The sequence below is a fragment of the Streptomyces indicus genome (assembly GCF_900100315.1).
Lineage (GTDB): Bacteria > Actinomycetota > Actinomycetes > Streptomycetales > Streptomycetaceae > Streptomyces > Streptomyces indicus.
In genome coordinates this window covers 159962-185933 of the sequence record NZ_FNFF01000015.1, presented here as the reverse complement: position 1 = coordinate 185933, position 25972 = coordinate 159962, and the positions used below count along the sequence as shown (strand labels likewise).

16 protein-coding genes are annotated in these 25972 nt (G+C 72.0%); 14 read left to right on the top strand and 2 right to left on the bottom strand.

The genetic code is table 11. From position 1 onward, the window contains the following. Positions 1-38 precede the first annotated feature (38 nt). From BLT97_RS29305 to BLT97_RS29285, 5 genes are read left to right on the top strand one after another with little or no spacing between them, the layout of a single operon-like run. Positions 39-1370 (top strand): ABC transporter substrate-binding protein, encoded by a 1332-nt coding sequence (locus tag BLT97_RS29305; protein ID WP_093615506.1) that lies wholly within the window; start codon positions 39-41, stop codon positions 1368-1370. Between the two features lie 5 nt (positions 1371-1375). Continuing rightward, the gene (locus tag BLT97_RS29300; protein ID WP_093615504.1) at positions 1376-2323 is read left to right on the top strand and encodes a carbohydrate ABC transporter permease; all 948 of its coding nucleotides are present in this window, start codon (positions 1376-1378) and stop codon (positions 2321-2323) included. A gap of 4 nt (positions 2324-2327) precedes the next feature. Continuing rightward, positions 2328-3263 (top strand): carbohydrate ABC transporter permease, encoded by a 936-nt coding sequence (locus tag BLT97_RS29295; RefSeq protein ID WP_245769604.1) that lies wholly within the window; start codon positions 2328-2330, stop codon positions 3261-3263. 5 nt (positions 3264-3268) lie between these two features. After that, positions 3269-4534 (top strand): 6-phospho-beta-glucosidase, encoded by a 1266-nt coding sequence (locus tag BLT97_RS29290; RefSeq protein WP_093615502.1) that lies wholly within the window; start codon positions 3269-3271, stop codon positions 4532-4534. Then, positions 4525-5517, top strand: a complete 993-nt coding sequence (locus BLT97_RS29285) for an N-acetylglucosamine kinase (RefSeq protein ID WP_093615501.1) — start codon at positions 4525-4527, stop codon at positions 5515-5517. Before BLT97_RS29290 ends, BLT97_RS29285 begins: the two co-directional genes overlap by 10 nt. Before the next feature lie 85 nt (positions 5518-5602). Here the strand turns inward: BLT97_RS29285 and BLT97_RS29280 are convergent, their stop codons facing one another. Then, entirely contained in the window at positions 5603-9316 is a 3714-nt protein-coding gene (locus BLT97_RS29280; protein ID WP_093615499.1) for a S8 family peptidase, read from the bottom strand. 501 nt (positions 9317-9817) lie between these two features. Here BLT97_RS29280 and BLT97_RS29275 point away from each other — a divergent pair. The 7 genes from BLT97_RS29275 to BLT97_RS29245 all read left to right on the top strand — a co-directional run bounded on the left by BLT97_RS29275 (position 9818) and on the right by BLT97_RS29245 (position 20786). After that, positions 9818-11311, top strand: coding sequence for a hypothetical protein (locus tag BLT97_RS29275; RefSeq protein ID WP_093615497.1), 1494 nt, complete (start codon positions 9818-9820; stop codon positions 11309-11311). A gap of 68 nt (positions 11312-11379) precedes the next feature. Then, entirely contained in the window at positions 11380-12336 is a 957-nt protein-coding gene (locus BLT97_RS29270) for a glutamate ABC transporter substrate-binding protein (RefSeq protein WP_245769608.1), read from the top strand. A 77-nt stretch (positions 12337-12413) separates the two neighbouring features. Next, positions 12414-13733, top strand: a complete 1320-nt coding sequence (locus BLT97_RS29265) for a coiled-coil domain-containing protein (protein WP_093615495.1) — start codon at positions 12414-12416, stop codon at positions 13731-13733. 2 nt (positions 13734-13735) lie between these two features. Beyond that, a complete protein-coding gene (locus tag BLT97_RS29260) occupies positions 13736-16420 on the top strand; it encodes a serine/threonine-protein kinase (RefSeq protein WP_093615493.1) in 2685 nt (894 codons plus the stop codon). Positions 16421-16433: 13 nt separating this feature from the next. After that, positions 16434-17918: a protein phosphatase 2C domain-containing protein gene (locus BLT97_RS29255; protein ID WP_093615596.1), complete on the top strand. Its 1485-nt coding sequence runs from the start codon at positions 16434-16436 to the stop codon at positions 17916-17918. A 145-nt stretch (positions 17919-18063) separates the two neighbouring features. Continuing rightward, positions 18064-19401 (top strand): vWA domain-containing protein, encoded by a 1338-nt coding sequence (locus BLT97_RS29250; protein WP_093615491.1) that lies wholly within the window; start codon positions 18064-18066, stop codon positions 19399-19401. A 155-nt stretch (positions 19402-19556) separates the two neighbouring features. Continuing rightward, on the top strand, positions 19557-20786 hold the full coding sequence (locus BLT97_RS29245; RefSeq protein ID WP_093615489.1) for an FHA domain-containing protein: 1230 nt from the start codon (positions 19557-19559) through the stop codon (positions 20784-20786). A 151-nt stretch (positions 20787-20937) separates the two neighbouring features. Here BLT97_RS29245 and BLT97_RS29240 read toward each other — a convergent pair whose 3' ends face one another. Beyond that, positions 20938-21969 (bottom strand): methyltransferase domain-containing protein, encoded by a 1032-nt coding sequence (locus BLT97_RS29240; protein ID WP_093615487.1) that lies wholly within the window; start codon positions 21967-21969, stop codon positions 20938-20940. Between the two features lie 192 nt (positions 21970-22161). Between BLT97_RS29240 and BLT97_RS29235 the strand changes: the two genes are divergently transcribed. Next, complete coding sequence (locus tag BLT97_RS29235; protein ID WP_093615485.1) at positions 22162-22566, top strand: globin; 405 nt, start codon at positions 22162-22164, stop codon at positions 22564-22566. 226 nt (positions 22567-22792) lie between these two features. Further along, the gene (locus BLT97_RS29230) at positions 22793-25972 is read left to right on the top strand and encodes an ABC transporter permease (protein WP_425442776.1); all 3180 of its coding nucleotides are present in this window, start codon (positions 22793-22795) and stop codon (positions 25970-25972) included.

The window sequence follows — 25972 nt, the reverse complement described above, 5'->3', positions numbered from 1 at the left end:
CCTTCACCCGGCTCAGCCCTGCCAAGGGAGACCCCGTCATGCCCAGAAACCGTGTGCTGACCGCTGTCGTAGCGGCCGCCTCGATATCCCTGCTCGCCTCCGCCTGCGTCGGCTCCTCCGACAGCGGGGCGAACGACGACCCCGACGCCAAGACCACGCTGACCTTCTGGCACGGCTGGTCCGCGCCCAGCGAGGTCAAGGCGATCGAGGAGAACATCAAGTCCTTCGAGAAGAAGCACCCCAACATCAAGGTGAAGATCGTCAAGGGGGTGACCGACGACAAGCTCAACCAGGCGCTGCGCACGGGCGGTTCGAACAGCCCGGACGTGGTCTCCTCCTTCACCACGGACAACATGGGCCGCTTCTGCACCTCGAACGCGCTGGCCGACCTGAAGCCCTTCCTCGACAAGGCGAAGATCGACCCGGCGAAGGTGTTCGTGCCCTCGATGGCGAAGTACACCGAGCACGAGGGCAAGCGCTGCACGGTGCCGCTGCTCGGTGACGCGTACGGCCTCTACTACAACAAGGACGCGTTCAAGGAGGCGGGGATCACCGAGCCGCCGAAGACGTTCTCCGAGTTCGACAAGGTGGTCAAGAAGCTCACCAAGCCCAAGGGCGACACCTTCGAGCGGCTGGGCTTCATGCCCAACTACCTCGGCTACGAGACCACGGTGGAGCACTACGGCAACGCGTTCGGCGTCCAGTACCTCGACGGGAACGGCAAGTCGAACACCGCCAAGGACCCGGCGGTCAAGAACATGCTGAAGTGGCAGAAGAACCTCGTCGACGAGCTCGGCGGGTTCCAGAAGCTGAACAAGTTCCGCACCTCGCTCGGCGACGAGTGGGGCCCCAAGCACCCCTTCCACACCGGCCAGGTGGCCATGCAGCTGGACGGCGAGTGGCGCGGCAAGATGGCCGCCGACGCGGGCCTCGACTTCGAGATCGGCGCGGCCCCGCTGCCCGTGCCGGACGACCAGGTCGCCGACTACGGCAAGGGCTACCTGTCCGGCACGATCCTCGGCATCGCCAACAACTCCCCCAAGAAGAACGCCGCTTGGGAGCTGGTGAAGTACCTGTCCACGGACACCGAGGCCGTGGTCTCCTTCGCCAACGCGATCCACAACGTGCCCTCGACGGTGGCGGCCCTCAACTCGCCGAAGCTGAACGACGACCCGGTCTACCGCACGTTCGTCGACATCGCCCAGCACCCCAAGTCCTCGCACGCCCCCTCGTCCGTCAACGGCGGCGCCTTCCTGCTCACGCTCCAGGACAGCGCCCAGAAGTACGAGAACGGCAAGGAGAAGGACCTCGACGCCCTGCTGAAGAAGAACGACGAGCAGGTCGACAAGGACAACGAGCAGGCCGGCTGAGACAGATGAGCACCGTCCCGTACGGGCTGAGGGCGAAGCGCCGCCGGTCGGCGCTTCGCACCCTCGGTTTCCTCTCCCCCTGGCTGATCGGCCTGTCGGTCTTCTTCCTCTATCCGCTGCTCTCCACCGTCTACTTCTCCTTCATGAAGTACGACGGCTTCACGGCCCCGACGTACGTGGGCCTGAAGAACTGGCTGTACGTCTTCCGGGACAACCCGCACTTCTGGCCGGCCCTCTCCAACACCCTGTGGCTGGTCCTGGTGATGGTGACCATGCGGGTGCTGTTCGGACTCGGCATCGGCCTCCTGATCACGAAGATCAAGAAGGGCGCGGGAGTCTTCCGCACCCTCTTCTACCTGCCGTTCCTCGCCCCGCCCGTCGCGGCGAGCGTGTCCTTCGTGTTCCTGCTCAACCCGGGGACGGGACCGGTCAACCACCTTCTGGAGAAGGTCGGGATCGAGGGGCCGCAGTGGTTCAACGACGCGAGCTGGTCCAAGCCCTCGCTGACCATCCTGGCGCTGTGGTGCATCGGTGACCTCATGGTCATCTTCATGGCCTCGCTGCTCGACGTGCCCAAGGAGCAGTACGAGGCGGCCGAGCTGGACGGCGCGAACGCCTGGCAACGGTTCCGCTTCGTGACCCTGCCGAACATCTCGCCGATCATCCTGTTCGCGGTGGTCACCGGCGTGATCGCGACGATGCAGTACTACACCGAGCCGCTGGTGGCGGCGAAGGTGGCGAGCGGGGTGATCGGCGGCTCGGGCCAGCAGTTCGAGCCCGGCTACCCGGACAAGTCCACGCTCACCGTGCCGCAGGTGGTCTACAACCTCGGCTTCCAGCGCTTCGACACCGGCGCCGCGTGCGTGGTCGCGCTCGTCCTGTTCGCGCTCGCCATGGTGTTCACGGCGTTCCTGATGCGCCGCCGCAGCGGCTTCATGTCGGCGGAGGACTGAGCACATGACCGAGACGACACAGACAAGCCGGTCGGCACGGACGACGCCCGTACGGACGGGCGAGCTGCCCGCCAGCACCTCCGCGCCCCGCACCGCCGACTCCCGTAAAGCCAAGCGGAAAGCGGCACTCGAGTGGATCGCCGTCCACTCGCTGGCCCTCGCGGCCGCGCTCTTCTTCGTGCTGCCCTTCGTCTTCGTGTTCCTCACCGCGGTGATGAGCGACGACCAGGCGCTGACCCGCGCCCTGTGGCCGAAGACCTGGGAGTGGGGCAACTTCGGTACGGTCTGGGACACCCCCGGGTTCCTGACCTGGTGGAAGAACACCCTGCTCTACGCGGGCCTCGGCACGGTGCTCGCGGTCGGCTCCAGCCTGCCGGTCGCGTACGCCCTGGCGAAGTTCCGCTTCCGCGGGCGCAACGTGATGATGATGGTGGTCATCGCGGCGATGATGCTGCCGCCGCAGGTGGTCATCGTGCCCATGTACCTGTTCTGGGCCAAGCAGATGGACCTGGCGGGCACGCTGTGGCCGCTGATCATCCCGTTCGCCTTCGGCAACGCGTTCACGATCTTCCTGCTCCGCCAGTTCCTCCTGACGATCCCGAAGGAGTACACGGAGGCCGCGAAGATCGACGGCTGCGGGGAGTTCAGGACGCTGATCCGGGTCGTGGTGCCCATGTGCCGGCCCGCGATCGCCGCGTCCGCGCTGTTCCACTTCTTCTACTGCTGGAACGACTACTTCGGGCCGCAGATCTACGCGTCCGAGAACCCGGCGGCCTGGACGCTGAGTTACGGCCTCGAATCCTTCAAGGGAGCCCATCAGACGGACTGGAACCTGACCATGGCCGCGACCGTTCTCGTCATGGCCCCCGTGATCGCCGTCTTCTTCTTCGCCCAGAAGGCATTCGTCGAAGGCGTCACCCTGACCGGAGTGAAAGGCTGAGCACCGTGAAGCTCGCAGTAGTGGGGGGCGGTTCCACGTACACCCCCGAACTCATCGATGGATTCGCCCGCTTGAGGGAGGTCCTGCCGATCGAGGAGCTCGTGCTCGTCGACCCGGCGGCCGAGCGCCTGGAGCTGGTCGGCGGCCTCGCCCGCCGGATCTTCGCCAAGCTCGGCCACCCCGGCCGCATCGTCACCACCTCCGACCTGGACGCGGGCGTCGAGGGCGCCGACGCGGTGCTGCTCCAGCTGCGTGTGGGCGGGCAGGCGGCCCGCAACCAGGACGAGACCTGGCCGCTGGAGTGCGGCTGCGTCGGCCAGGAGACCACCGGCGCGGGCGGCCTCGCGAAGGCCCTGCGCACCGTCCCGGTCGTGCTCGACATCGCCGAGCGCGTGCGCCGCACCAACCCGGACGCATGGATCATCGACTTCACCAACCCGGTGGGCATCGTGACCCGCGCGCTGCTCCAGGCCGGGCACAAGGCGGTCGGCCTGTGCAACGTGGCCATCGGCTTCCAGCGCCGCTGGGCCGCGGCCATGGGCGTGGCGCCCTCCCAAGTGCACCTGGACCACGTGGGGTTGAACCACCTCACCTGGGAGTTCGGGGTACGGATCGGCGGGCCCGACGGCGAGGACGTGCTGCCGCGGATCCTCGCCGAGGGCGGCGACGAGCTCGCGGACATGCTGAAGCTGCCGCGCTCGGTCCTCGACCGGCTCGGCGTGGTCCCCTCGTACTACCTGCGCTACTTCTATGCGCACGACGAGGTCGTACGGGAGATGGGCACCAAGCCGTCCCGCGCGGCCGAAGTGGCCGAGATGGAACGGCAGTTGCTGGAGATGTACGGCGATCCGCAACTGGACGAGAAGCCGGAGCTCCTTGCCAAGCGCGGCGGCGCCTTCTACTCGGAGGCCGCCGTGGACCTCGCGGCCTCGCTGCTCGGCAGCGGTGGATCCCCGTACCAGGTGGTCAACACGCTGAACCAGGGCACGCTCCCCTTCCTGCCGGACGACGCGGTGATCGAGGTGCAGGCGAAGGTGGGCCGCGAGGGCGCCGTACCGCTGAAGGTGCCGGCCCTGGACCCGCTGTACTCGGGCCTGATCTCCCATGTCACCGCGTACGAGGACCTGGCCCTGGACGCCGCCCTGCGCGGCGGCCGCGACCGGGTGTTCAAGGCGCTGCTCGCGCACCCGCTGATCGGGCAGTACGACCGCGCCGAGGGCCTCACCGACCGCCTGATCGCACACAACCGGGAGCACCTGGCGTGGGCGTGACGGCAAGCGTGCTCGCGGTGGACGCGGGCAACAGCAAGACCGATGTCGCGGTGGTCGGCGCGGACGGCGCGGTGCTCGCGACCGCGCGGGGCGGCGGGTTCCAGCCGCCCCGCGTGGGGATCGAAGCCGCGATGGACGCGCTGTCCGTGCCGGTCGCGCAGGCCCTGGACGCGGCGGGCGTGACATCGGTGTCACACGTGTCGGCCTGCCTCGCCAACGCCGATCTCCCGGTGGAGGAACGGGAGTTGACGGCCGCCGTCGCCGCCCGCGGCTGGGGCGAGACGGCCACCGTGCGCAATGACACCTTCGCGATCCTGCGGGCCGGCGTGGACAGCCCGCTGGGCGTGGCGGTGGTGTGCGGCGCAGGCATGAACTGCGTGGGCATGACCCCGGACGGGCGCACCGCCCGCTTCCCCGCGATCGGCCGCATCTCCGGTGACTGGGGCGGCGGCTGGGGCCTTGCGGAGGAGGGCCTGTGGTTCGCGGCCCGCGCGGAGGACGGCCGCGGCGAGCCGACCGAGCTGGCGCGCACGCTGCCGGGGCACTTCGGGCTGCCGACGATGTACGCGCTGATCGAGGCGCTGCACCTGGAGCGCATCCCGATGCTGCGCCGCCACGAGCTCACCCCGGTGCTGTTCGCGACGGCGGCGGCGGGCGACGCGATCGCGACGGCGATCGTGGACCGGCTCGCGGAGGAGGTGGTGGCGATGACGCAGGTGGCCCTGCGCCGCCTGGACCTCCTGGAGTCCCCGGTCCCGGTGCTCCTCGGCGGCAGCGTCCTGGCGGCCCGCCACCCGCAGCTGGACACGGGCGTACGGGAGCGGCTGGCCGCCGTGGCCCCGCTGGCCGAGCCCCAAGTGGTCACGGAGCGGCCGGTGTTGGGGGCGGCGCTGCTGGGGCTGGATGCGGTGGGGGCGGAGGCCGAACCGGGTGCGGCCGCGCGGGTGCGCGAGCACTTCAGCTCCAGCCGGGCCGGGGTCTGAGCGGCCTGTGTCCGAGCGCGGGAGAGGCGGTGGGGAAGCGAACCTTCCCCACCGCCCTCTCGTCTGTCCCACCCCTGGTCGTTCCCTAGTCGTTCCAGCCCGGCCACTCCGGCGCGTAGGAGCACCAGTCCGACGGGCACCCCACCTTGAACGCCCGCGTCACCGTCTCGGTGACCGACGTGCCGTCCGGAGCTGTTCCGGTGACCCGCAGCGAGACGTGCGACTCGGCCAGCCCCGGTACGGACACCGACCACGCGCCGTCGTGCCTACGGGACACGGTGGCCGAGGTCCAGGTGGAGCCGTCGTCCGTGGAGTACTCCACCTTCACGCGCCCGACCGGCACCCCGGACGCCCCCTTCTGGTACGGGAAGGACACCCCGAACGAGAACGGCCGCTCGGCGGCGAAGGAGTTGTCCCCGTCCAGCACGGCCATGTCGTACCGGACGTCGAGCAGCGGCAAAGCCCGCGAGGACGCGGTGTGTCCCGAGCGGAACGTCCAGGTGTCGCTGACGGACGTACCCAGGTACCAGGAGGAGTCCTCCCGCTGCGCGGAGGCCGTCAGCGTGTACCGGTCCGAGCGGGCCGGCACGTCGAAGGAGCCGCGGCCGCCGAAGCCGTTGCGGCCCACCAACTCACCCTTGGAATTCCGCAGTTCAGTCGTGCCGCTCTCGATCGAGGCGACCCGCTCGCTGCGGTGGCCCGCCGCGTCCGAGAACATCGGCACGTCGAGCTTCAGCTTGTCACCGTCGCGGGCGGCGGGCGTGGCCCCGTACAGGGTGGACTGGCCGAGCGCGGGACCGAACGGGCCGGTCAGCCAGTGGTCCTTGCGGGGCGCGCGGCCCGCCTCGTACACGGTCGGCGCGGTGTACTGCGCCCCGAGCGCCACGTCGGTGGCGTACTCGAAGGTCGCCGTCGTCCAGGGCAGGCCCGGCGAGTAGTAGCCGGTGAAGCGGTGCGGCGCCCGTACGAGCACCTCCTGCTGCGCCAGGACGGTGCCCTCGTAGGTCACCCAGCCGTAGAACGCCTTGGGGTCGTTCGGGTAGCCGGTGGTGCGCAGGCTGTGCTGCACGGCCGCGAGGTCGCGCTTGCGGTCCTTCCAGCGTGCGCCGCCGGGCACACCGTCCTCGGAGTGGTGGAAGGTGAAGTACTTGTCGCCGGTGTTGCGCTTGCCGGCGATCTTCAGGGTCACCGGGCCCTCCGAGGCGGCGAGGCGCTCGCGCAGGAGGGTCGGCCCGGGCTCCTGGGTGAGGACGATATTGTCCTCGGGCTCGGAGTCCAGCCATGAGCCCGCGAAGATCACGGCGGCCGGCTTGTGCTCCAGGATCGCCCGGTAGCGGCGGGTGCGCTCGGCTCCGTTCGCGGCGGACTCGGGGGTGAACAGGACGATCTTGTCCGTGAGTTCGAGCCCCGTGAGGTCCGCTCCCGTTCCGGCGTCCGCGAGTTCGGCCTCGATGTCCCACTCGATCCGAGCGAAGTAGACCGGATACACGGAGATGTCGACGGGATCGTCGCCGAGCGTGGTGGCCCGCATCAGCGGTTCGGACCAGGTGCCGCCCGCGAAGTAGCTGAGGCCTTCCATCGGCTCGCTCTCGACGGCGTACGGGGTGAAGCGGCCCGAGAACATCGGCGTCAGCAGTCCGGTCGGGCCCGTCCCCGTGTCGGACACGAGGCCCTGTGCCGAGACGCCGTCCAGACGCACCGCCGGGTCGTCCACGCCGACCTCGACGGGCTTGGCGTCCGAGACGTCGATGGTGACCGCCTTGTCGCCGTCGAGCCGCACGCGCTCGGCCAGCGAGACGGTGGACATGGCGGTGGTGACGCCGTTGCCGGCGTTGCGGTACTCCCAGACGTCCGCGAGGAGGCGGTACTCGCCCTTCGGCAGCGTGATCTCCTCGGTCCCGGTGGTGAAGCCGACGATGTCCGAGGCTCCGGTCCGCACGTTCTGCCACACGACGTGCGTGTACGCGTGGCTCACGCCCTCGCGCAGTCCGCCCGGCGCGAGGGTGAGCTTGGCTTCACCGGGGACGGTCTCGATGCCGACCGGGGTGCGCACCCGGCTGCCGTCCGAGCCGCGGGCCTCGATCCACGCGCTGTGCGTGCCGGCCGCGGCGCGGGAGGCGTCGATGCGGACGGCGACCTCGGTGCTGCCGCCGGCCGGAACGGTCAGGCGGTTCGCGGCGAGGCTCACAGCAGCGCTGCCCTCGGTGCCGAGGCTCAGACGGACGTTCCGCGTACCGGTGTTGCGGTACGTGAGCGTGCGCGTGACGTCCTCGGCGCCGTCCCCGACGAGCTTCGCGGACACGGCAGCCGGGGAGGCCTGGACGCGGGCGCCGAGCGCGGCCGGAATGTCCACGCTGCCCGCGCCCTGCTCGTACACGGAGGCGTCCGGCACCGCGTCCGCGCTGCCCACGAGGGCCGACTTGAGCTGCTGCGCGTCCCACTCGGGGTGCTTCTGCTTGAGGATGGCCGCGGCGCCCGCGACATGCGGGGTGGCCATCGACGTACCGCTCATCGTGACGTACGCGTCGGAACCCTGGCCCTCCTCGGAGGTGCCCTTGGCGCGCGCGGCCGTGATCTCGCTGCCGGGAGCGGTGAGTTCGGGCTTCACGGCGGACTCCGCGAGGGCGGGGCCCTGCGAGGAGAACGCGGACATGCCGCCCTGCTTGGTGACCGAGCCGACCGTCAGGGCGCTGGGCGCCACACCCGGGGAGCCGACGCTGCCGGGCCTGCCCTCGTTGCCCGCGGCGATCACGAACAGCGGGCCGCCGTCCGCGGTCAGCCGCTCCACGGCCTGCGACAGCGGGTCGCTGCCGTCGCTCGGCAGGCTGGAGCCCAGCGACATGGACACGATGTCCGCGTCCTGGGCCGCGGCCCACTCCATGCCGTCGAGGATCCAGCTGATGTAGCCGCTGCCGCCGCCGTCGAGCACCTTGCCGTTGATCAGCTCGGCGCCGGGCGCGACGCCCTTGTAGCGGCCGCCGGAGGCCTGGCCGCCGCCCGCGACGGTCGAGGAGACGTGCGTGCCGTGGCCGTTGAAGTCCTGCGGGGACTCGTCCCAGGTGAAGTCCTTCTCGGCGCTCACGCGGCCCGCGAGGTCGGGGTGCGCGGTGTCGGCGCCCGTGTCGAGCACGGCCACCTTCACGCCCTTGCCGTCGAGCCCGCTCTTCCACGCCTGCGGAGCGCCCGTCATGGCCACGCTCTCGTCGAGACTCGCCTTCACCTTGCCGTCCAGCCACAGCTTGGTGGCCCGCGCGCTGCGGCTGTCGCCCGCGGCGTCCTCGACGAACTCCCGCCAGACGTCGGCGGCTTCGGACTTCTGCACCGTACGGGCGGTCAGCCCGAGTCCGTCGAAGGCGGCACCGCGCGCCGCGCCCTCCAGGGCCGTCTGCTCGGTGGCGATCAGCGGAATGGTCTTGCGCGAGGCGTCGTCGTACCCCTCGGCGGCGAGCGTGCTCACGTCGAACAGGCCGCGGTCCAGGCGCCCTCGGGCCAACGCCTCGGTGGCGTCGACCGGGATGACGTACTCGCGCCCCTCGACCCGCGCCCGTGAGAACGCGATGTGCTCGCGCCCCTCGCCCGGTGTCACCGAGGTCACCTGGAGGCCCTCGCCGCTGCCGGTGAGCGCGACCCTGTCGCCGCTCAGGAGCGTCACCGTCTTGGTGGCCGGCGCCGGGAGGCGCCGCGGGTCCGCCGCTGCTTCCCCGCCGCCGGGCGCCGCGGGCGCCTGCGGTATCCCTGTCGCGAGGAGCGCCACGGCGGTGGCCGCCACGATCCCCGCGTATCTTCTCCGTCTTGCCATCCCAACCCCTTACGCGCTGCCGAACCCACGTCGTGCCGTGCCGTGCTGTGTGCCGAGCGGCGCTCTTCGCTGTGAGGTGCTCTGCGCTCGCCGTGCGGTGCTCTTCGCCGTGCCGAACTCGCGTACTGCCGTGATCCATTGGCGCGGGCGCGGCGGGAGTTGCGCCAGAGGCAGGCGTGGCGACTACCTGCCATGGCACATTTGTGCCGGGCGGACGGCGCCGGGATCGGGAACCGAACTGATCCCCGCGACGTATTAATGGCCGGGGCGACGTGGCTCCCGGGGGTGTACGGGGCATTTCGTGCGATGTGCCGCGGGGTCCGGTGCCGTGGGGCGCGGGAGACCCGCGGGGCCGGAGAACAATCCGAACAAGATCGCGTGAAGCATGGCGCGGATGTCGGTCCCTGCGGCCATACTTGCGGCCGGGGACGAGTTTCCCGGTGCCTTCCGTCCGCCGCGGGAGCACCGGAGCACGACGGATGACCAAGGGGGAGGTCAAGCGTGACATTTCCGCCGAACGGCAGCGCGATGCCACCGGCGCCGCCGGCACCGGCCGCGCCCACGCTGCCGGCCGTGCCGCCGCAGGGTGCGCCGCCGCCCGCCGCGGTGCCCGAGCGGCGCAGCGCACGGGCCGAGTTGACCGACCGCCTGCGCTCCGCGTCGACCACGGAGCCGGGGCGGCTGCGGATCATCGGCGCCGTGATCGCCGTCCTGGTCATCGCCTTCGGCGCCGTCACCGCCTGGCAGATGGCGGACCGCTCCTCGGCCGCGGACGACGTGCTGCACCGCAGCCAGCCGCTGAGTGCGGACGCGGCGGCGATCTACGGTTCGCTCGCCGACGCCAACACCGCTGCCGCGAGCGGATTCCTCGCGGCCGGACGCCAACCGGCCGACGGCGTGACCGATCAGCAGCAGAAGCAGCTCAACGCGGAGTACCAGCGGGTGACGAACGCCCGCTTCCAGAAGGACCTGGACACGGCGGCCGAGAAGCTCTCGACGGCCGCCGCCAGCAGCCGCGGCAAGGGCAAGTCCGCCGAGTACATCGCGCAGTTGAACCGGCTGCTGCCCGAGTACGCGGAGCGCATCGAGACGGCACGTACGTACAACCGCCAGGGCCTCCCGCTCGGCGGCGCCTACCTGCGCAATGCCAACGACCTGATGCAGAAGGAGATGCTGCCCGCGGCCAAGCTGCTCTACGACGCGGAGAAGAAGCAGCTCGACGCGGACTACTCGGACGCCAAGTCCTACCCCTGGCCGGCCATCGGCCTCGGTGTCGTGGTGCTCGTCGTGCTCGTGCGGGCTCAGCTGCGCAACTACCGGCGCACGAACCGGGTGTTCAACCACGGCCTCGTCGCCGCGACCGCGGCGAGCACGGTGGTGCTGCTGTGGCTCGCGGTCGGGCACACCGTCGCCTTCAGCGGCCTGAGCAGCTCGTACGACGAAGGCGTGCGCTCGCTCAACACGTTGAACGACGCACGGATCAGCATCCTTCAGGCCCGCGGCGGCGAGAACCTGACGCTGGTGGCACGCGGCGCCGTCACCGTCGACGGCAAGGACGTCTACGAGATCGGCTTCCAGGAGCAGATGGACGCGCTCGGAGACGACACCGCCAAGCGCGCCGGCACCCTGGCCGCGGCGTTGGACACCGCGGAGGACGCGGCGGGCAAGAAGTACGTGAAGGACACGATGGGCGCGGTCAAAGCCTGGCAGGAGCGCCACGCGGAGGCCCGTAAGGCCGACAGAGGCGGCGACTACGACGGGGCCCTGTCCCGGGTCGTCGGAGAACTGAAGCAGAAGCCCACGGGCGAGTGCTTCGATGTGGCGGACGCGGCGCTGGCCAAGGCCATCGACCACGAGCAGAAGGACTTCCGCAGCGCGGCGGAGGACGGACGCGGCGCCATGACCGGGCTGCCGGTGGGCGCCGCGGTGCTCGCGGTGCTCGCCGCCACGGGCGCGGTGCTGGGCATCGGGCGCAGGCTGTCGGAGTACCGGTGAGAGGGGGCGCCATGAGGCAGAGGAACAGCACGAGCGCGCCCGTTCCGCACGCGGCGCGGATACGGGCCATGGCCAGGGCGAGCCGGCTGCGCGGGTGGGGCGGGGTGGCCGCGATGGCGCTGGCCTGTGCGCTCACCGCGCTGTTCACCCTGCTGCCGCTGCACCGTGTGAGCGACCGCCCGGACACCGGGGGCCGGGGCGTGGCGCACGCCACGCCCGCCGCGGCCCCGGACTGCAAGGACCCGGAGGCGAGCCTGAAGCCCTCGGGCGCAGGCGGTGCCACCATCGAGGCCATCAAGAAGAAGGGCAAACTGGTCGTCGGCATCGATCAGAACAGCTACCGGTGGGGTTACCGCAACCCCAACACCGGTGAGCTGGAAGGCTTCGACATCGATCTGGCCAAGCGGATCGCCGCCGCGATCCTGGACGACCCGGATCCCTCGAAGGTGGTGTTCCGCGCCGTTCCCACCCAGGAGCGCATCCCCGCCATCGACTCGGGCCAGGTCGACATGGTGGTGCGCACGATGACGATCAACTGCGACCGCATCAAGCAAGTCGACTTCTCCACCGCCTACTTCGAGACGAGCCAGCAGGTCCTGGTGCCGCAGGGCTCGAAGATCGAGGGCTTCGACACGCTCAAGGGCCACAAGGTGTGCGTCGCGTCCGGCTCCATCGCCGAGGAAGCCCTCAAGAGTCAGGGCCACCCTGCCGAAGACACCATCACAGTGGCCAACCAACTCGACTGCCTCGTACGGCTTCAGCTCGACGAGGCCGAGGCGGTCGTGACGGACGGCGCGCTCGCCGCGGGCCAGGCCGCGCAGGACCCGACGGTCAAGGTCCTCGAGGACACACTGGACCCTGAGTACTACGGCGTGGCCATGAAGAAGGGCGCCGACGATCTGGTCCGCCAGGTGAACCAGGTGCTCGAGGACTACCGCGACGACGGATGGCAGCAGTCGTACGACAAGTGGCTGGCCGCCGACCTCGGCAAGGGCAGTCCCCCGGCCCCCAAGTACAAGGACTGACCGCCCATTTGACGGGGCAAAGGCGAGGCAGAACGCAGGCGCCGGCCCGGCCGGCACAGCAGAGAGGCGAAACGCGAATGGGCGCCACGGGAGCCCCCGGTCCCGTCATGGACCGCGACGAGGTGGACCGTGCGCTGGCACGTCTCGGCGCCGAGCACGAGGCCATCGAGACCTCCCTGCTCGCCCTCCAGGACCACGCGGGGCGCAGACTCCTCGAAGGGGCCGAGCTGACCGGTCTCACCAAGGAGCGCTGGGCGGCCGCCGAGCAGGACATCAGCCGCCTGTGGGCGTACTTCGACGCCTACACCGAAGCGCTGCGCGGCGCGCGCGAGCTGCGCGCCCGCAGGCGCTGGCCCAGCCGCGAGGAGCTGGTGGAGCTCACCGAGCTGCTGCGCGGCGAGTCAGTCACCATCGCAGGGGGCGCCCCGGCCACCGGGGCGCCCGCTTCGCTGACCGGTCCTGCCCGGCTCTCCGAGCAGTTCACGCTCGCCGCGCTGGTCGAGCGGATGAATGAGCTGTACGCGTCCTCGCTCGACATGGTGGTCGCCGCCGACGCCGTCTGGTCCGCGCTGCCCGCCCGGATCGACCTGCTCTCCGCCGAGCTGGCCCGCACCCGCCAGCTCGCCCAGTCGGTGGGCGTGCGGCCGGGCGAGCACCCCTCGGGGGACGATCTCGAGCACATCACCGCGGAGTTGACGGCGCTGCGCGCCCAGGTGGTCTCGGACCCGCTGGCGTTCTGGCGGCCCACCCCGGGATCCTCGGCGCCCGGCGGCGGCAGACCCGACACCGAGCGCTACGACGGCCAGGCGCGCGCCCTCGAAGAGGTGCGCCGCGAGATCGACGCGGTGCTCGGCGTACGGCAGGACGCCGAGCTGCGGCTCGGCAAGCTGCGCGATCTGCTCTCGCGCGCGGACCGCACCCTCGCCGAGGCACGGGCCGCGCGCGGCGAGGTGCTCGCGAAGATCGCGGCCTCGGAGGTGCCGGCGGTGAGCGGGCCGCCGACCGCGCTCCAGGAGCAGTTGGCGACCGCGGCCGAGTACCGCAGGAGCGCCCAGTGGCACCGGCTCTCGCCGCTGCTCGAATCCCTGGAGCAGAAGGCCGAGGACGAACTCCTGCGCGCCCGCGACTCGTTGGAGAAGGTGACGGCGCCGCTGGCGGTGCGCGCGGAGCTGCGCGGCCGGCTCGACGCCTACCGCGCGAAGGTGGCCCGGCACGGCGCGGCGGAGGATCCGCTGCTCATCGAGCGCTATGACGCGGCGCGCCGGATGCTGTGGAGCGCGCCCTGCGACCTGCGCGTGGCCGAGCAGGCGGTGCTGCGCTACCAGCAGGCGGCGGCCGAGGTGCTCGCACCTCGCGTACCGCATCAGGGACAGCCGTCGGACCGTAGGGGGGACTGAGGATGAGCACCGACAGCAAGTGCCAGCGGCCGAACTGCACCGGCAGCTATGAGGACATGGACGGCGGCGAGCTGTACTGCGACACCTGCGGCCTCGCGCCCGTGGTCTCGCCGAACGGCATGGTGTCTTCACCGCCGACCGGGATCACCGGCGGCGGCAAGGGCAGCAGCTCCTCGTCCTCGTCACGCTCCTCCCGCTCTTCACACTCCTCGCGCGCGTCCTCGCGCTCCTCGTCCTCGCGGCGCTCGGTCTCGGGGCGTCTTTCGCGGAGCCTGTCCGGCGGCAGTTCCTCGACCCGCAGCGTCTCCGTGCGCTCCACCGGCGCGACCGGCTCCTCCTCGGGGCGCGGCAAGCTCGGCGTGGGCCTGGTGTCCGTACCGCAGGTGCCGCGGCCCGATCCGCGCTCGATGGTGCAGGAGAACCCGGAGGTCCCCGAGCGGAAGCGTTTCTGCTCGCGCTCGGACTGCGGGGCTCCGGTGGGACGTGCGCGCGGGGACCGCCCCGGCCGTACGGAGGGCTTCTGCACCAAGTGCGGCCACCCGTACTCCTTCGTGCCGAAGCTGTCCGGCGGCGACATCGTGCACGGGCAGTACGAGGTGGTGGGCTGTCTCGCGCACGGCGGGCTCGGCTGGGTCTACCTCGCCGTGGACCGCGCCGTCTCCGACCGCTGGGTGGTCCTCAAGGGCCTGCTCGACACCGGCGACCAGGACGCCATGGAGGCCGCGATCTCCGAGCGGCGCTTCCTCGCCGAGATCGAGCACTCCAACATCGTCCGCATCTACAACTTCGTCGAGCACCTCGACCAGCGCACCGGCTCCCTCGACGGCTACATCGTCATGGAGTACGTGGGCGGCAAGTCGCTCAAGGAGATCGCCAACAGCCGCCGCACCCCGGAGGGCAAGCGCGACCCGCTGCCGGTGGAGCAGGCCTGCGCGTTCGGCATCGAGGCCCTGGAGGCCCTCGGCCACCTGCACAGCCGCAACCTGCTGTACTGCGACTTCAAGGTGGACAACGCCATACAGACCGAGGACCAGCTCAAGCTGATCGACATGGGCGCGGTCCGGCGGATGGACGACGACGAGTCCGCGATCTACGGCACGGTCGGCTACCAGGCCCCCGAGGTCGCCGAGGTCGGCCCCTCGGTCGCCTCCGACCTCTACACGGTGGCGCGCACCCTCGCGGTGCTCACCTTCGACTTCCAGGGCTACACGAACGTGTTCGTGGACTCGCTGCCCAACCCGGACAACATCGAGGTGTTCCGGCAGTACGAGTCCTTCTACCGGCTGCTCGTACGGGCCACCGACCCCGACCCCGCCCGCCGGTTCTCCTCCGCACAGGAGATGGCCGAGCAGCTGACCGGCGTCCTGCGCGAGGTCGTGGCACTCCAGACCGGACGGCCGCGGCCCGCCCTGTCCACCCTGTTCGGCTCCGAAGTGCGCGTCACGGACACCGAGTTGTTCCGCGAGCAGGACGGCGAGGTCTCCAAGCTGGGGGCGCGCTCCGTACCGGCCGGGCGCAAGGCGCGGCGGAACGGGGCGGCGGCACTGCCCGCCTCCGCGAACGGCCAGGCGGCCGCCCTCGGCCCCGGCGGCGTCCCGGCGATCCCCGCCCAGCCCGCGCCCCTGTCCCCCGTACAGGCCTCGTCCGCCACGCCGACCGCCCCGCTCCAGCCCGGCCCGTACGCCACCGCGGCGGCCGGGCCCCCGCCGGCCACGCTGCCGGCGCCCGCGTCCGGCGGTTCGCTGGTCAAGCAGCTCGCGCCCGCCGCGACCGCCCTGGCGCTCCCGGTGCCGCGGGTGGATCCGAACGATCCGAACGCGGGCTTCCTCGCCGGTCTGCTCGCCGCCGCGCCCGCCGAGCTGATCGCGGCCCTGCACGCGGCGCCCACGAGCTCGCTCGAACTGCGGCTGCGCGAGCTGCGCGCGCTTCTGGAGATGAACGAACAAGGGCCCGCGGCCCAGCTGTTGGAGAATCTGGAGCGCGCGCACCCCGACGACTGGCGCGTGGTCTGGTACCGCGGTGTGGGATCGCTCACGACGGGCGACTTCGAGAGCGCCGCGCTGTCCTTCGACGCGATCTACGACGCGTTCCCCGGGGAGCCCGCACCGAAGCTGGCGCTCGGCGTGTGTGCCGAGGTCCTGGGCCAGTTGGACAATGCGGCGGAGTACTACCGCCTCGTGTGGACCACCGATCCGAGCTATGTGAGCGCGGCCTTCGGGCTCGCCCGGGTGCAGCTGGCCGCCGGGGACCGGCGCAGTGCGGTGCGTACCCTGGAGTCCGTACCGGAAGCATCCATTCACTACACGGCGGCGCGCGTCGCCGCCGTACGGGCGCGGCTGCGGGACCAGGCGGTGCACGAGCCGCTGCTCGACGATCTGACCGCGGCCGCGGGACAGGTCGAGGCGCTGCGGCAGTTCGGCCTGGACGCGGTCCGCCGCGAGCAGTTGTCGGCCGAGGTCCTGGGCACCGCCCTCGACTGGGTACTCTCCGGTAGCCGCGGTGCCGCCCCACCGCAGGGGCCCGCGCACGCATCGGGCTCCCTGCTCGGCAGCACGCTGGACGAGCGGGGTCTGCGGTTCGGACTCGAGCGTTCGTACCGGATGCTGGCGCGCTTGGCGCAGCGCGGTGACGAGAGGATCGAACTGGTGGAGCGGGCCAACCGCTACCGCCCCCGGACGTGGGTGTGAAGTGATGTCGCAGATGCGCCAGGTGACCGACGGAGCAGAGATGTCGTCGTGCCCGAGCTGCGAGGAGCCGCTGGAGAGCGGCGACCTCTTCTGCGGTGCGTGCGGGTTCGACCTGTCGGCCGCGCCCGCACCGGCCGGCACCGACCACCCGACGATCGCGATCAACGGCGCGGCGGCGCAAGGCGGTTCGCCGTCCGCCGCCGCCCAGGGCGGCGCACCGGCCGCCGCGCCGGGCGGCGGTCCGCAGGCCTCCGCCGCGCCCGAGTCCGCCGTCCAGTGGCCGCAGGCCGCGGAGCTGGACAGCACCGACACGCCCGCGCCGGTGCTCCACCCCGGCCAGCTGCGCGGCACCGACTCCTCGGGCACGGAGCTGAGCGGCAGCACCGGCGGCGCGGGCCGGGACCTGACCGGAGCCGCGGGCGGCCCGGCCGGCTCGGACCAGGAGCAGGCCGGCGGCCATGCCCCGGAGCCCGACGGCGGCGCCGTACGGTACGACCACCCGCCCCAGCCCGACGAGTACGCGCTCCAGGCCCCCGACCCGCGCACCCAGCCGCCCGCGGCCACTCCCCCGGCCGGCACCAAGGTCTGCGTCGCCTGCCGCACCGGCACGGTCGACCAGGACGGCTACTGCGAGCACTGCGGCCATGCGCAGCCCCGTGAACGCGACCACATGGAGCGGGAGTTGGACCATGTGGCGGCGGTCAGCGACCGCGGCCTGCGCCACCACCGCAACGAGGACGCGTTCGCCGTCTCCACGACCGCGCTGCCCGACGGCTCGCCCGCGGTGGTCGCGATCGTCTGCGACGGCGTGTCCTCGGCGACCCGCCCCGACGAGGCCTCGGCGGCCGCCTCGCAGGCCGCGAACGAGTCGCTGCTCGCCTCGCTGCCGCGCGGCACGCACCCGCAGCAGGCCATGCACGACGCGATCATCGCGGCCTTCGACGCGGTCAACTCCCTTGCGCAGGAGCCCGCACGCGCCCGCGAGCACGACCCGCACCGCCATCAGAACGCGCCGGCCTGCACCATCGTCGGCTCGGTGATCGCGGGCGGCCTCCTCGTCGTGGGCTGGGTGGGCGACTCGCGCGTGTACTGGGTGCCCGAGGACCGCACCGCCCCTTCGGCCCGGCTCACCGAGGACGACTCGTGGGCCGCGCAGATGGTGGCCGCGGGCCTGATGAACGAGGAGGAGGCGTACGCGGACGAGCGCGCCCACGCCATCACGGGCTGGCTCGGCGCCGACGCCTACGAACTGGAGCCGCACACGGCTTCCTTCAAGCCGGACCGTGCGGGTGTAGTGGTGGTGTGCACCGACGGACTGTGGAACTACGCGGAGGGCGCGGCCGAGATGGCCGCCGTCGTCCCGGCGGACGCCTCCGAGCGCCCGCTGCACTGCGCGCAGGTCCTGGTCGGTCACGCACTCGACGGCGGGGGCCACGACAACGTAACAGTGGCGGTACTGCCGTTCTCGCTCGCGCCGCAAGGGGCAGGATCGGCCTGAGGAGTGGGCCGTGCCCGGGGGCGCGGCATCCACACAACTCGGTTCACGTCAGCACAATTCGGTTGTACGTCAGCACGAAGCGCCGTCCGCGCCTGCCCGGAACCGGGGTGCGGCTCGGCCGGTTCGGCTGAGGGGGGAGCACAGCATGGCGAATTTCTCGAAGTCGAACGTTCCGCAGTTCTCGGTCGACGTCTACCAGAACGAGTTCCTGCCCGAGGGCGGCCGTGAAGTCAACGCGATCGTCACCGTGACCTCGACCGGCGGGGGCACCGTCGGCGGCACGGCCGTGCGCGCGTATGCCTCGGGCAGCGCGCCGGACGCCGCGGTGGCGATCATGGTGGACTGCTCGGGCTCGATGGACTACCCGCCGACCAAGATGCGCAACGCCCGCGACGCCACGGCCGCCGCCATCGACACCCTGCGCGACGGGGTGCACTTCGCGGTCATCGGCGGCACCCACGTGGCCAAGGAGGTCTACCCGGGGGGCGGGCAGCTCGCGGTGGCCGATGCGAGCACCCGCGACCAGGCCAAGCAGGCGCTGCGCAAGCTGAGCGCGGGCGGCGGCACGGCGATCGGGACCTGGCTGAAGCTGGCGGACCGCCTGCTCGCCTCGGCCGATGTATCGATACGTCACGGCATTCTGCTCACCGACGGGCGCAATGAGCACGAATCACCCGAGGACCTGAAGGCCGCCCTGGACGCCTGCGCGGGCCGCTACACCTGTGACGCACGCGGCGTGGGCACGGACTGGGAGGTCAAGGAGGTCACGGGGATCGCCTCGGCGCTGCTCGGCACCGCCGACATCGTCGCCGACCCCTCGGGCCTGGCCGCCGACTTCACGCAGATGATGGAGGCGGCCATGGGCAAGGAGGTCGCGGACGTGGCGCTGCGGCTGTGGACGCCGATGGGCGCGGAGATCAAGTTCGTGAAGCAAGTCGCGCCGACCGTCGAGGAGTTGACCTCACGGCGTACGGAGGCGGGCCCGCGGGCCGGCGACTACCCGACGGGTTCCTGGGGGGACGAGTCCCGCGACTACCACGTCTGCGTTCAGGTGCCGAACGCCGACCTCGGGCAGGAGATGCTGGCCGCCCGGGTCTCGCTCGTGGTCCCGCAGAGCGACGGCAGCGTCCAGACGCTCTCGCAGGGCCTCGTACGCGCCGTGTGGACGGACGACATGGCGGCGTCCACGTCGATCAACCCGCAGGTGGCGCACTACACAGGGCAGGCCGAGCTGGCGCAGGTCATCCAGCAGGGTCTGGACGCCCGCAAGGCCGGCGACATCGACGGGGCAACGGCCAAGCTGGGCCGGGCCGTTCAGCTCGCCGCGGCCTCCGGGAACGAGGACACCGCGAAACTGCTTGCGAAGGTGGTGGACGTCGAGGATGCGGCGACAGGTACTGTGCGATTGAAGGCGAAGGTCGAGGAGGCCGACGAGATGACTCTCGAAACCCGGTCCACCAAGACGGTTCGCGTCAAGAAGTGAACGCAGCGCGATGGCGCGGCAACTCGCCGTGACGGAAGCCCCGTTGGGCCGCCGTCCCGGATGCCGTCCGTCACCCGCCGCGTACGGAGCGTACCGAGAGGTACTGACGAAGCGGTCCGTTGAGCGGCCGTAGAAGGAGAGGGGGAAGCGCCGACATGCCGACCTGCCCGAACGGACACCAGTCGGGTTCCGACGATTGGTGCGAGGTCTGCGGCCACCGCATGACCGGTGCGAGCGCGCCCTCCGGCGCCGTCCCCCCGCCCCCGCCCCCTCCGGGCGGCGGTTACGGCTACCCCCAGCAGGGCGGTGGCCACGCCCAGCAGGGCGGTTACGGCTACCCGCAGACGCAGGCGCCGGCCGGACCGCCGCAGCTCTGCCCCCAGTGCCAGACCCCGCGCGAGGCGAATGAGCCGTTCTGCGAGGAATGCCGCTGGAACTACATCACCAACACGGCGACGTCCTACACCCCGGCGGCCCCGCGCCAGCCGGTGCCCGGCATGAACCTGCCGCCCGGCTTCCAGTCGCAGCAGCACCCGCCGGGCGAGTACACGAGCTCGCGCCCCTCGCAGATGAATCGTCCCGCCGAGCCGCTGCACCCGGACTCCGGTCCGATGGGCGGCCCGGGCTCCGGCCCGAGCGGCCCCCAGGGCGGCCCCGGCCAGAACGGTCCGCACGGCCCGATGGGCGGCCCCATGGGCGGACCCGGTGGTCCTGGCGGTCCCGGTGGCCCTGGCGGTCCCGGCGGTTCGTTCGGCGGCGGCCAGGCCGGCGGTCCGTTCGGTGGCGGCCAGGCCGGCGGTCCGCCGCCTCCGCCGCCCGCGCAGGGGTACCAGCAGCCCGGCCCGCCGGCGCCCGGCCCCATGGGCGGCACCCAGGGCGACGACGACTGGATGCTCCAGCCGCCCTCCGCGCAGAGCGCTCCCCCGGTCCAGCACCCGCTGGCCGGCGGCGGCTACCCGGCGCCGCAGCAGCAGGGCCCGCTGGGCTGGACCGCCGTGATCGGTCCGGACCGCGAGTACTTCATGGCGATGATGCACCGCAGCGGCCCGGAGGCGGCGAGCCTCAACCTGCCCGCGTACTCGCCGGAGCAGGAGCGCAGGCTCACCGGCAACCAGATCACCATCGGCCGCCGCCGCCACTCCACGGGCGAGGTCCCGGACATCGACCTGTCCGTGCCACCGGAGGACCCGGGCGTATCGCACCAGCACGCGGTCCTGGTCCAGCAGCCGGACGGCGGCTGGGCGGTGGTCGACCAGAACTCGACCAACGGCACGACGATCAACGGCGGCGAGGAGCCCATCCAGCCGTTCGTCCCGGTCCCGCTCCAGGACGGCGATCGCGTCCACGTGGGCGCCTGGACGACGATCACGCTCCGCCGCGGCTGACCGCTCGGGCGGCTCCGGCCGCCCCACCGGCGTCACAGGGCGGGAAACGTTCCGCGCGAGGCCCTCAACAGGGCTTCGCCCGCGAGGTTTCCCGCCCTCTCGCTTGCCTGGACCCGACATCAACGGACCCACCTCGCTGAAGCGGCACCCCCTAAACCAACGGCCACGCATACGGCCCGTCGGGATCGTCCAGCCAGGCCCAGACCTCGTCCCCCGCCACCGTCACCCCGAACCGCTCCCGCGCCGGCCGCCCTTCCCGCCGCCAGAGCGCGAAGGCCTCCTCGGGGTCCAGCGCCCCCGACGTGAGCTCCAGGAGGAACCGGAAGAGCTCGTTCTGGGTGATCCGGCGGGGCAGCGACGAGGCGTACCGCGCACGCCCCGGCTCGTCGCCGCCCCGCGTATCACCGCGCAACGGCACGAAGTACGCCGCCGTATGCAGAAAGCGCCCTTCGGCGTGGGCGGCGTCCTGCACGTCGAGCGTGATCAGTCCGGAGGCGAGCGGCGCGAGGATCCGCGCCCCGGGGCGGCACTGTTCGAGCCAGGCCCGCGGGACGGTGGCCAGGGTGCAGGTCGCGATGATCCGGTCGTACGGTGCGTGCGCCGCGCAGCCGCGGGCCCCGTCCCCCGTCACCACCGTCGGCCGGTACCCGGCCCGTTCGAGGTGCCGCCGGGCCGCCTCGGTGATCTCCGGTTCCAGGTCGACCGTGACGACGAGACCGTCGCCGAGCCGGTGCGCGAGCAGCGCCGCGTTGTATCCGGTGCCCGCGCCGATCTCCAGGACCTTGTGCCCTTCGCGGACGTCGAGTTCGCCCAGCATCCGGGCCATCAGCGAGGGCTGACTGCTGGAGGAGACGAGGTCCCCGTCGCGTACGCGCGTGGCGAGCGCGGCGTCGGAGTAGACCCCCTTCAGCCAGCGCTCCCGCCGCGCTTCGCTGGGGTCCTCGCCCCACAGCCGCTCGTAGCCGCCGGTGACCGAGGCGTAGTAGTACGGCACGAAGAGGTGCCGCGGCACGGCGGCGAAGGCCTCCCGCCAGGCGGGATCCGCGTCGAACCCGCCGCTCTCCTCGATCTCCCGCACGAGTCCGGCCCGCGCGACCGCGGCGGCGTCGCTGTCCGGACCCGCCGCCCCGCTGTCGGCGGCGGGCCCGCTCCGGAAGGGCTCAGGCTCTGAGGGCGCACCCATATACCCACTGTGCTGCGATGTGCGCCGGGATGCGAGGCCCCGCGCCCGCTGCAGGCCTTGGACAGGCGTCCTAGTGCCCCGGCCCGGACCGGAGTCCCGGCGCCCCGGCCCGGACAGAAGTCCGCGTGCCCCGGCCCGGACAAGAGTCCTAGTCCCCCGGTCCTCGGCCGGTGCGTCTGAGACGATGGACGGGTGAACGAGATCCCGCGCGGCACGCTTCAGGAGCAGACCTTCTACGAGCAGGTGGGCGGCGAGGAGACCTTCCGACGCCTGGTGCACCTCTTCTACCAGGGAGTCGCCGAGGACCCGCTGCTCCGGCCGATGTACCCGGAGGAGGACCTCGGCCCGGCCGAGGAGCGGCTCGCGCTGTTCCTGATGCAGTACTGGGGCGGCCCGCGCACCTACAGCGACCACCGCGGCCACCCCCGGCTGCGGATGCGGCACGCACCGTTCGCGGTGGACCGGGCCGCGCACGACGCCTGGCTCAAGCACATGCGGGCCGCGGTGGACGAGCTGGGCCTCTCCGAGGAGCACGACCGCACGTTGTGGAACTACCTGACGTATGCGGCTGCTTCCATGGTCAACACCGCAGGTTGATCCGGGAATTCACCCGGCACGGGCGCTCCGGAATCCGGCGTTCATGTCCCGCAATGCGATCACGATCTGGTCAATTTCAACCAGAGAGCGGTTTCCCTCGGCCATGACCACCTGAAAGAGTCACGGTTTCAGGGCTACGGAGCGGGGGCTCCGCCCAGGGGACGGGACCGGTGATCGGGTGACGGGGTTCATCTTTCTGCGTGTGCGCGCCCATCGGCTGCTGCTCATGGCGGCGCTGCTCGCAGTTCTCCTCACCACAGCGGTCCTCGCCACGCTCACCGGGTTCTCGGGGGCGATAGGCGACGCCGCCCTGCGGCATTCGCTCACCAACCGCTCCGCCGGGCCCGCCTCCCTCCTCGTCCAGGCCGACATCGAGCCGCAGGAGCAGGCCGCGATCCGCAAGAAGGTCGAGGCGGGCGCACGGCAGACCTTCGACGGCCTGCCGGTCTCCCTGCGCTCGGCCGAGAAGTCCGGGCCGTACTCCCTGCCGCACTCGCTGCAGGCGCCCGGCGCCCGCTCCACGGACCCGGACCTCACCCACCTCGCCGTGCTCGACCGCTCCCGGATCGCCCTGGTCGACGGCGCCTGGCCGAAGAGCACCGGCAAGGGCCCGGTCCAGGTCGCGCTGCCCGAAGTGGCCGCCAAAGAGCTGAAGTTGACCCCGGGCGGCCCGCCGGTGAAGCTCACCGACCGGCTCGACGGCCCCGATGTGACCGTCCAGGTCACCGGGACGTACCGGCCGCGCGACGTGCACGATCCGTACTGGCGGGTCGACGAGCTCGGCGGACGCGGCGTCCGCAAGCTGGACTTCACCACGTACGGCCCGCTGCTCACCGATCCCGCCACGTTCGCCGCGGGCCGCGTGCAGGCGGGTGAGACCTCCTGGCTGGCGACCGCCGACTTCCGCGGCGTGCAGGCCGACCGCATCCCCGCTCTCAAGAAGGCCGCCGAACGCGGCAACGACCAGTTCGCGAAGCTCTCCGGCATCGACACGGGCGTCGTCGCCCGCACCGAACTGCCCACGCTCCTCGAACGGGCCGAGCGCTCCCTGCTCGTGGCCCGCTCCACGCTGCTCATCGTGGCGCTCCAGCTCCTGATGCTCGCCGGGTACGCGCTGCTCCTGGTGGCGCGGCTGCTGTCCTCCGAGCGCGCCGGCGAGACGGATCTGCTGATGGCGCGCGGCGGTTCCCGCGGCCGTGTGGCCTGGTTCGCCGCCGCCGAGTCGCTGCTGCTCGCGGTCCCGGCCGCGGTCCTCTCACCGCTGCTCGCCGGCCCGCTCACCCAACTCCTCGCCGGACAGGGCGCCTTGGAGCGGATCGGTGTCGAACTGGACACCGCACCGACCTTCTCTGTGTGGCTGGTGGCCCTGGTGGTCGCGCTCGGCTGCGCGGCCGCGGTGGTCGCCCCCGCCCTGTCCGTCACCGGCATGCGCCGCTCGGTGCGGATGAAGTCGCTGCCCGCACCGGTGCGCGCGGGCGCCGACGTCGGTCTCCTGGTGATCGCCGCCGTCGCGTACTGGCAGCTGGACCGGCAGACCTCCGGCGGCGCGCTCAGCGGCAACGCCGAAGGCGAGCTGGGCATCGACCCGCTCCTGGTCGGCGCCCCCGCACTCGCGCTGCTCGCCGGCACCGTCCTGACGCTCCGGCTGCTGCCGCCGGCCGCGAAGCTCGGCGAGCGCCGCGCCGCGAAGGGCCGCGGCCTGCCGGGGGCCCTCGCGGGCTGGCAGCTCAGCCGCCGTCCGCTGCGCGGCGCAGGCCCCGTACTGCTCCTGGTGCTCGCCGTCGCCATGGGCATGCTCGCGATCGGGCACGGCGCGTCCTGGGACCGGTCCCAGGAGGACCAGGCCGACTTCCGCTCGGGTACGCAGATCCGCGTCCTGGGCAGCCGGGTCCCGAGCGCGGCCCAGGGCGATGTGTACTCCTCGCTGGACGGCGTACGCGACGCGGCGCCCGCGGCGCGCGGCACGATGGAGATGTCCGGTGACCGCTCGGCCGCGGTCCTCGCACTCGACATCCGCAATGCCGCCGGCGGCCTCCTGCTGCGCGACGACCTCGCCGCCCCGGACGACATGCTCGACGCCCTCGACGCGCGGAAGACCCTTTCGTACGGGATCAAAGTCCCCGACCGGGCGCAGAAGTTGGACATCGAGCTGCGGATCGCCACCAAGGGCCGCACCGAGACCGATCCGGCGTCCGTGAGCGTCCTGCTGCGGGACCGCTTCGGCGCCACCCACGCCGTCGAGCTCGGCGAGGCCCCCGCCGACGGCCGCGCGCGCACCTTCAGCGCGTCGATCGGTGCGACCGGCCCGTACGAGGTGACCGGATTCGAGGTGGCCACACCGGCCTCGCCTGACCGGTCCGAGCAGCACACGTTCTCGGTGCTGCGGATCCGGGCCGACGGGCAGCCGCTCCAGGTACCCGCGAAGCTGCACTGGCAGGGCGCGTCGCAGCAGGTGTCGACCGAGCCCCTCGTCGAGGGGGCCGAACCGCCGGCTCCCGTGGAGGTGGCGGCCGGGGCCGGTGCGCCGCCCTCCGCCACGTACGGCACGTCGCAGGCCTGGGTCGATCCGACCGTCTCGCTCGAACACCAGGTGCAGATCACCGTCAAGCGCGAGGCCTCCCCGCCGCCGGCCGCTGTCGTGACCGAAAGGTTCCTCGACGCGAGCGGCGCAAAGGTCGGCGACCGGGTCGACGTCCAGCTGTCCGCGACACCGCTGAGCGTCAAGATCGCCAAGGTCGTCCCCGAACTGCCCACGAACGACGCGTCGGGCGGTGCGGTGCTGCTCGACCTGCGCGCGGTCAACGAGGCGTTCTCCCTCCGCGAGCGCACCGAACTCACTCCCAGTGAGTGGTGGCTGACACCGGAGCCGGGCAAGGCCGAGCAGGTCGCGGCCGAGCTGCGCGCACGGGCCGACGTCGATCCCGAACAGGTGGTCGTGCGCGCGGAGATCGCCGAGGAGCTGCGGGACGATCCGCTGGGCGCGGGGCCGCAGTCCGCGCTGCTCGCGGTCGCCGTGGTGGCCGCCGCGCTGGCGGCCGTCGGCTTCGCGGTGAGTGCGGCCGGCTCGCTCAAGGAGCGCGCAGCCGAGTTCGCGGTGCTCAGGGCCCTCGGTACGCCGCAGCGTCAGCTGGCACGGCTCGTCGCGGCCGAGCAGGGGGCGCTGATCGGGCTCGCGCTGATCGTGGGGCTCGGGCTCGGCGCCGTGCTGACCCGAGCGGTCGTGCCGTTGATCGTGCTCACCGGGGACGCCGGCAAGCCGGTGCCCTCGGTGCTCGTGGAACTGCCGGTGGGCCGGGTGGCGCTGCTGCTCGCCACGGTCGCGCTCGTCCCGGTCCTCGTGGTCGCGGCGATCGCGCTGCGGCGGGTCGAGCCGGTGGTGTCACTGCGTCACGACGGGAGCAACTGA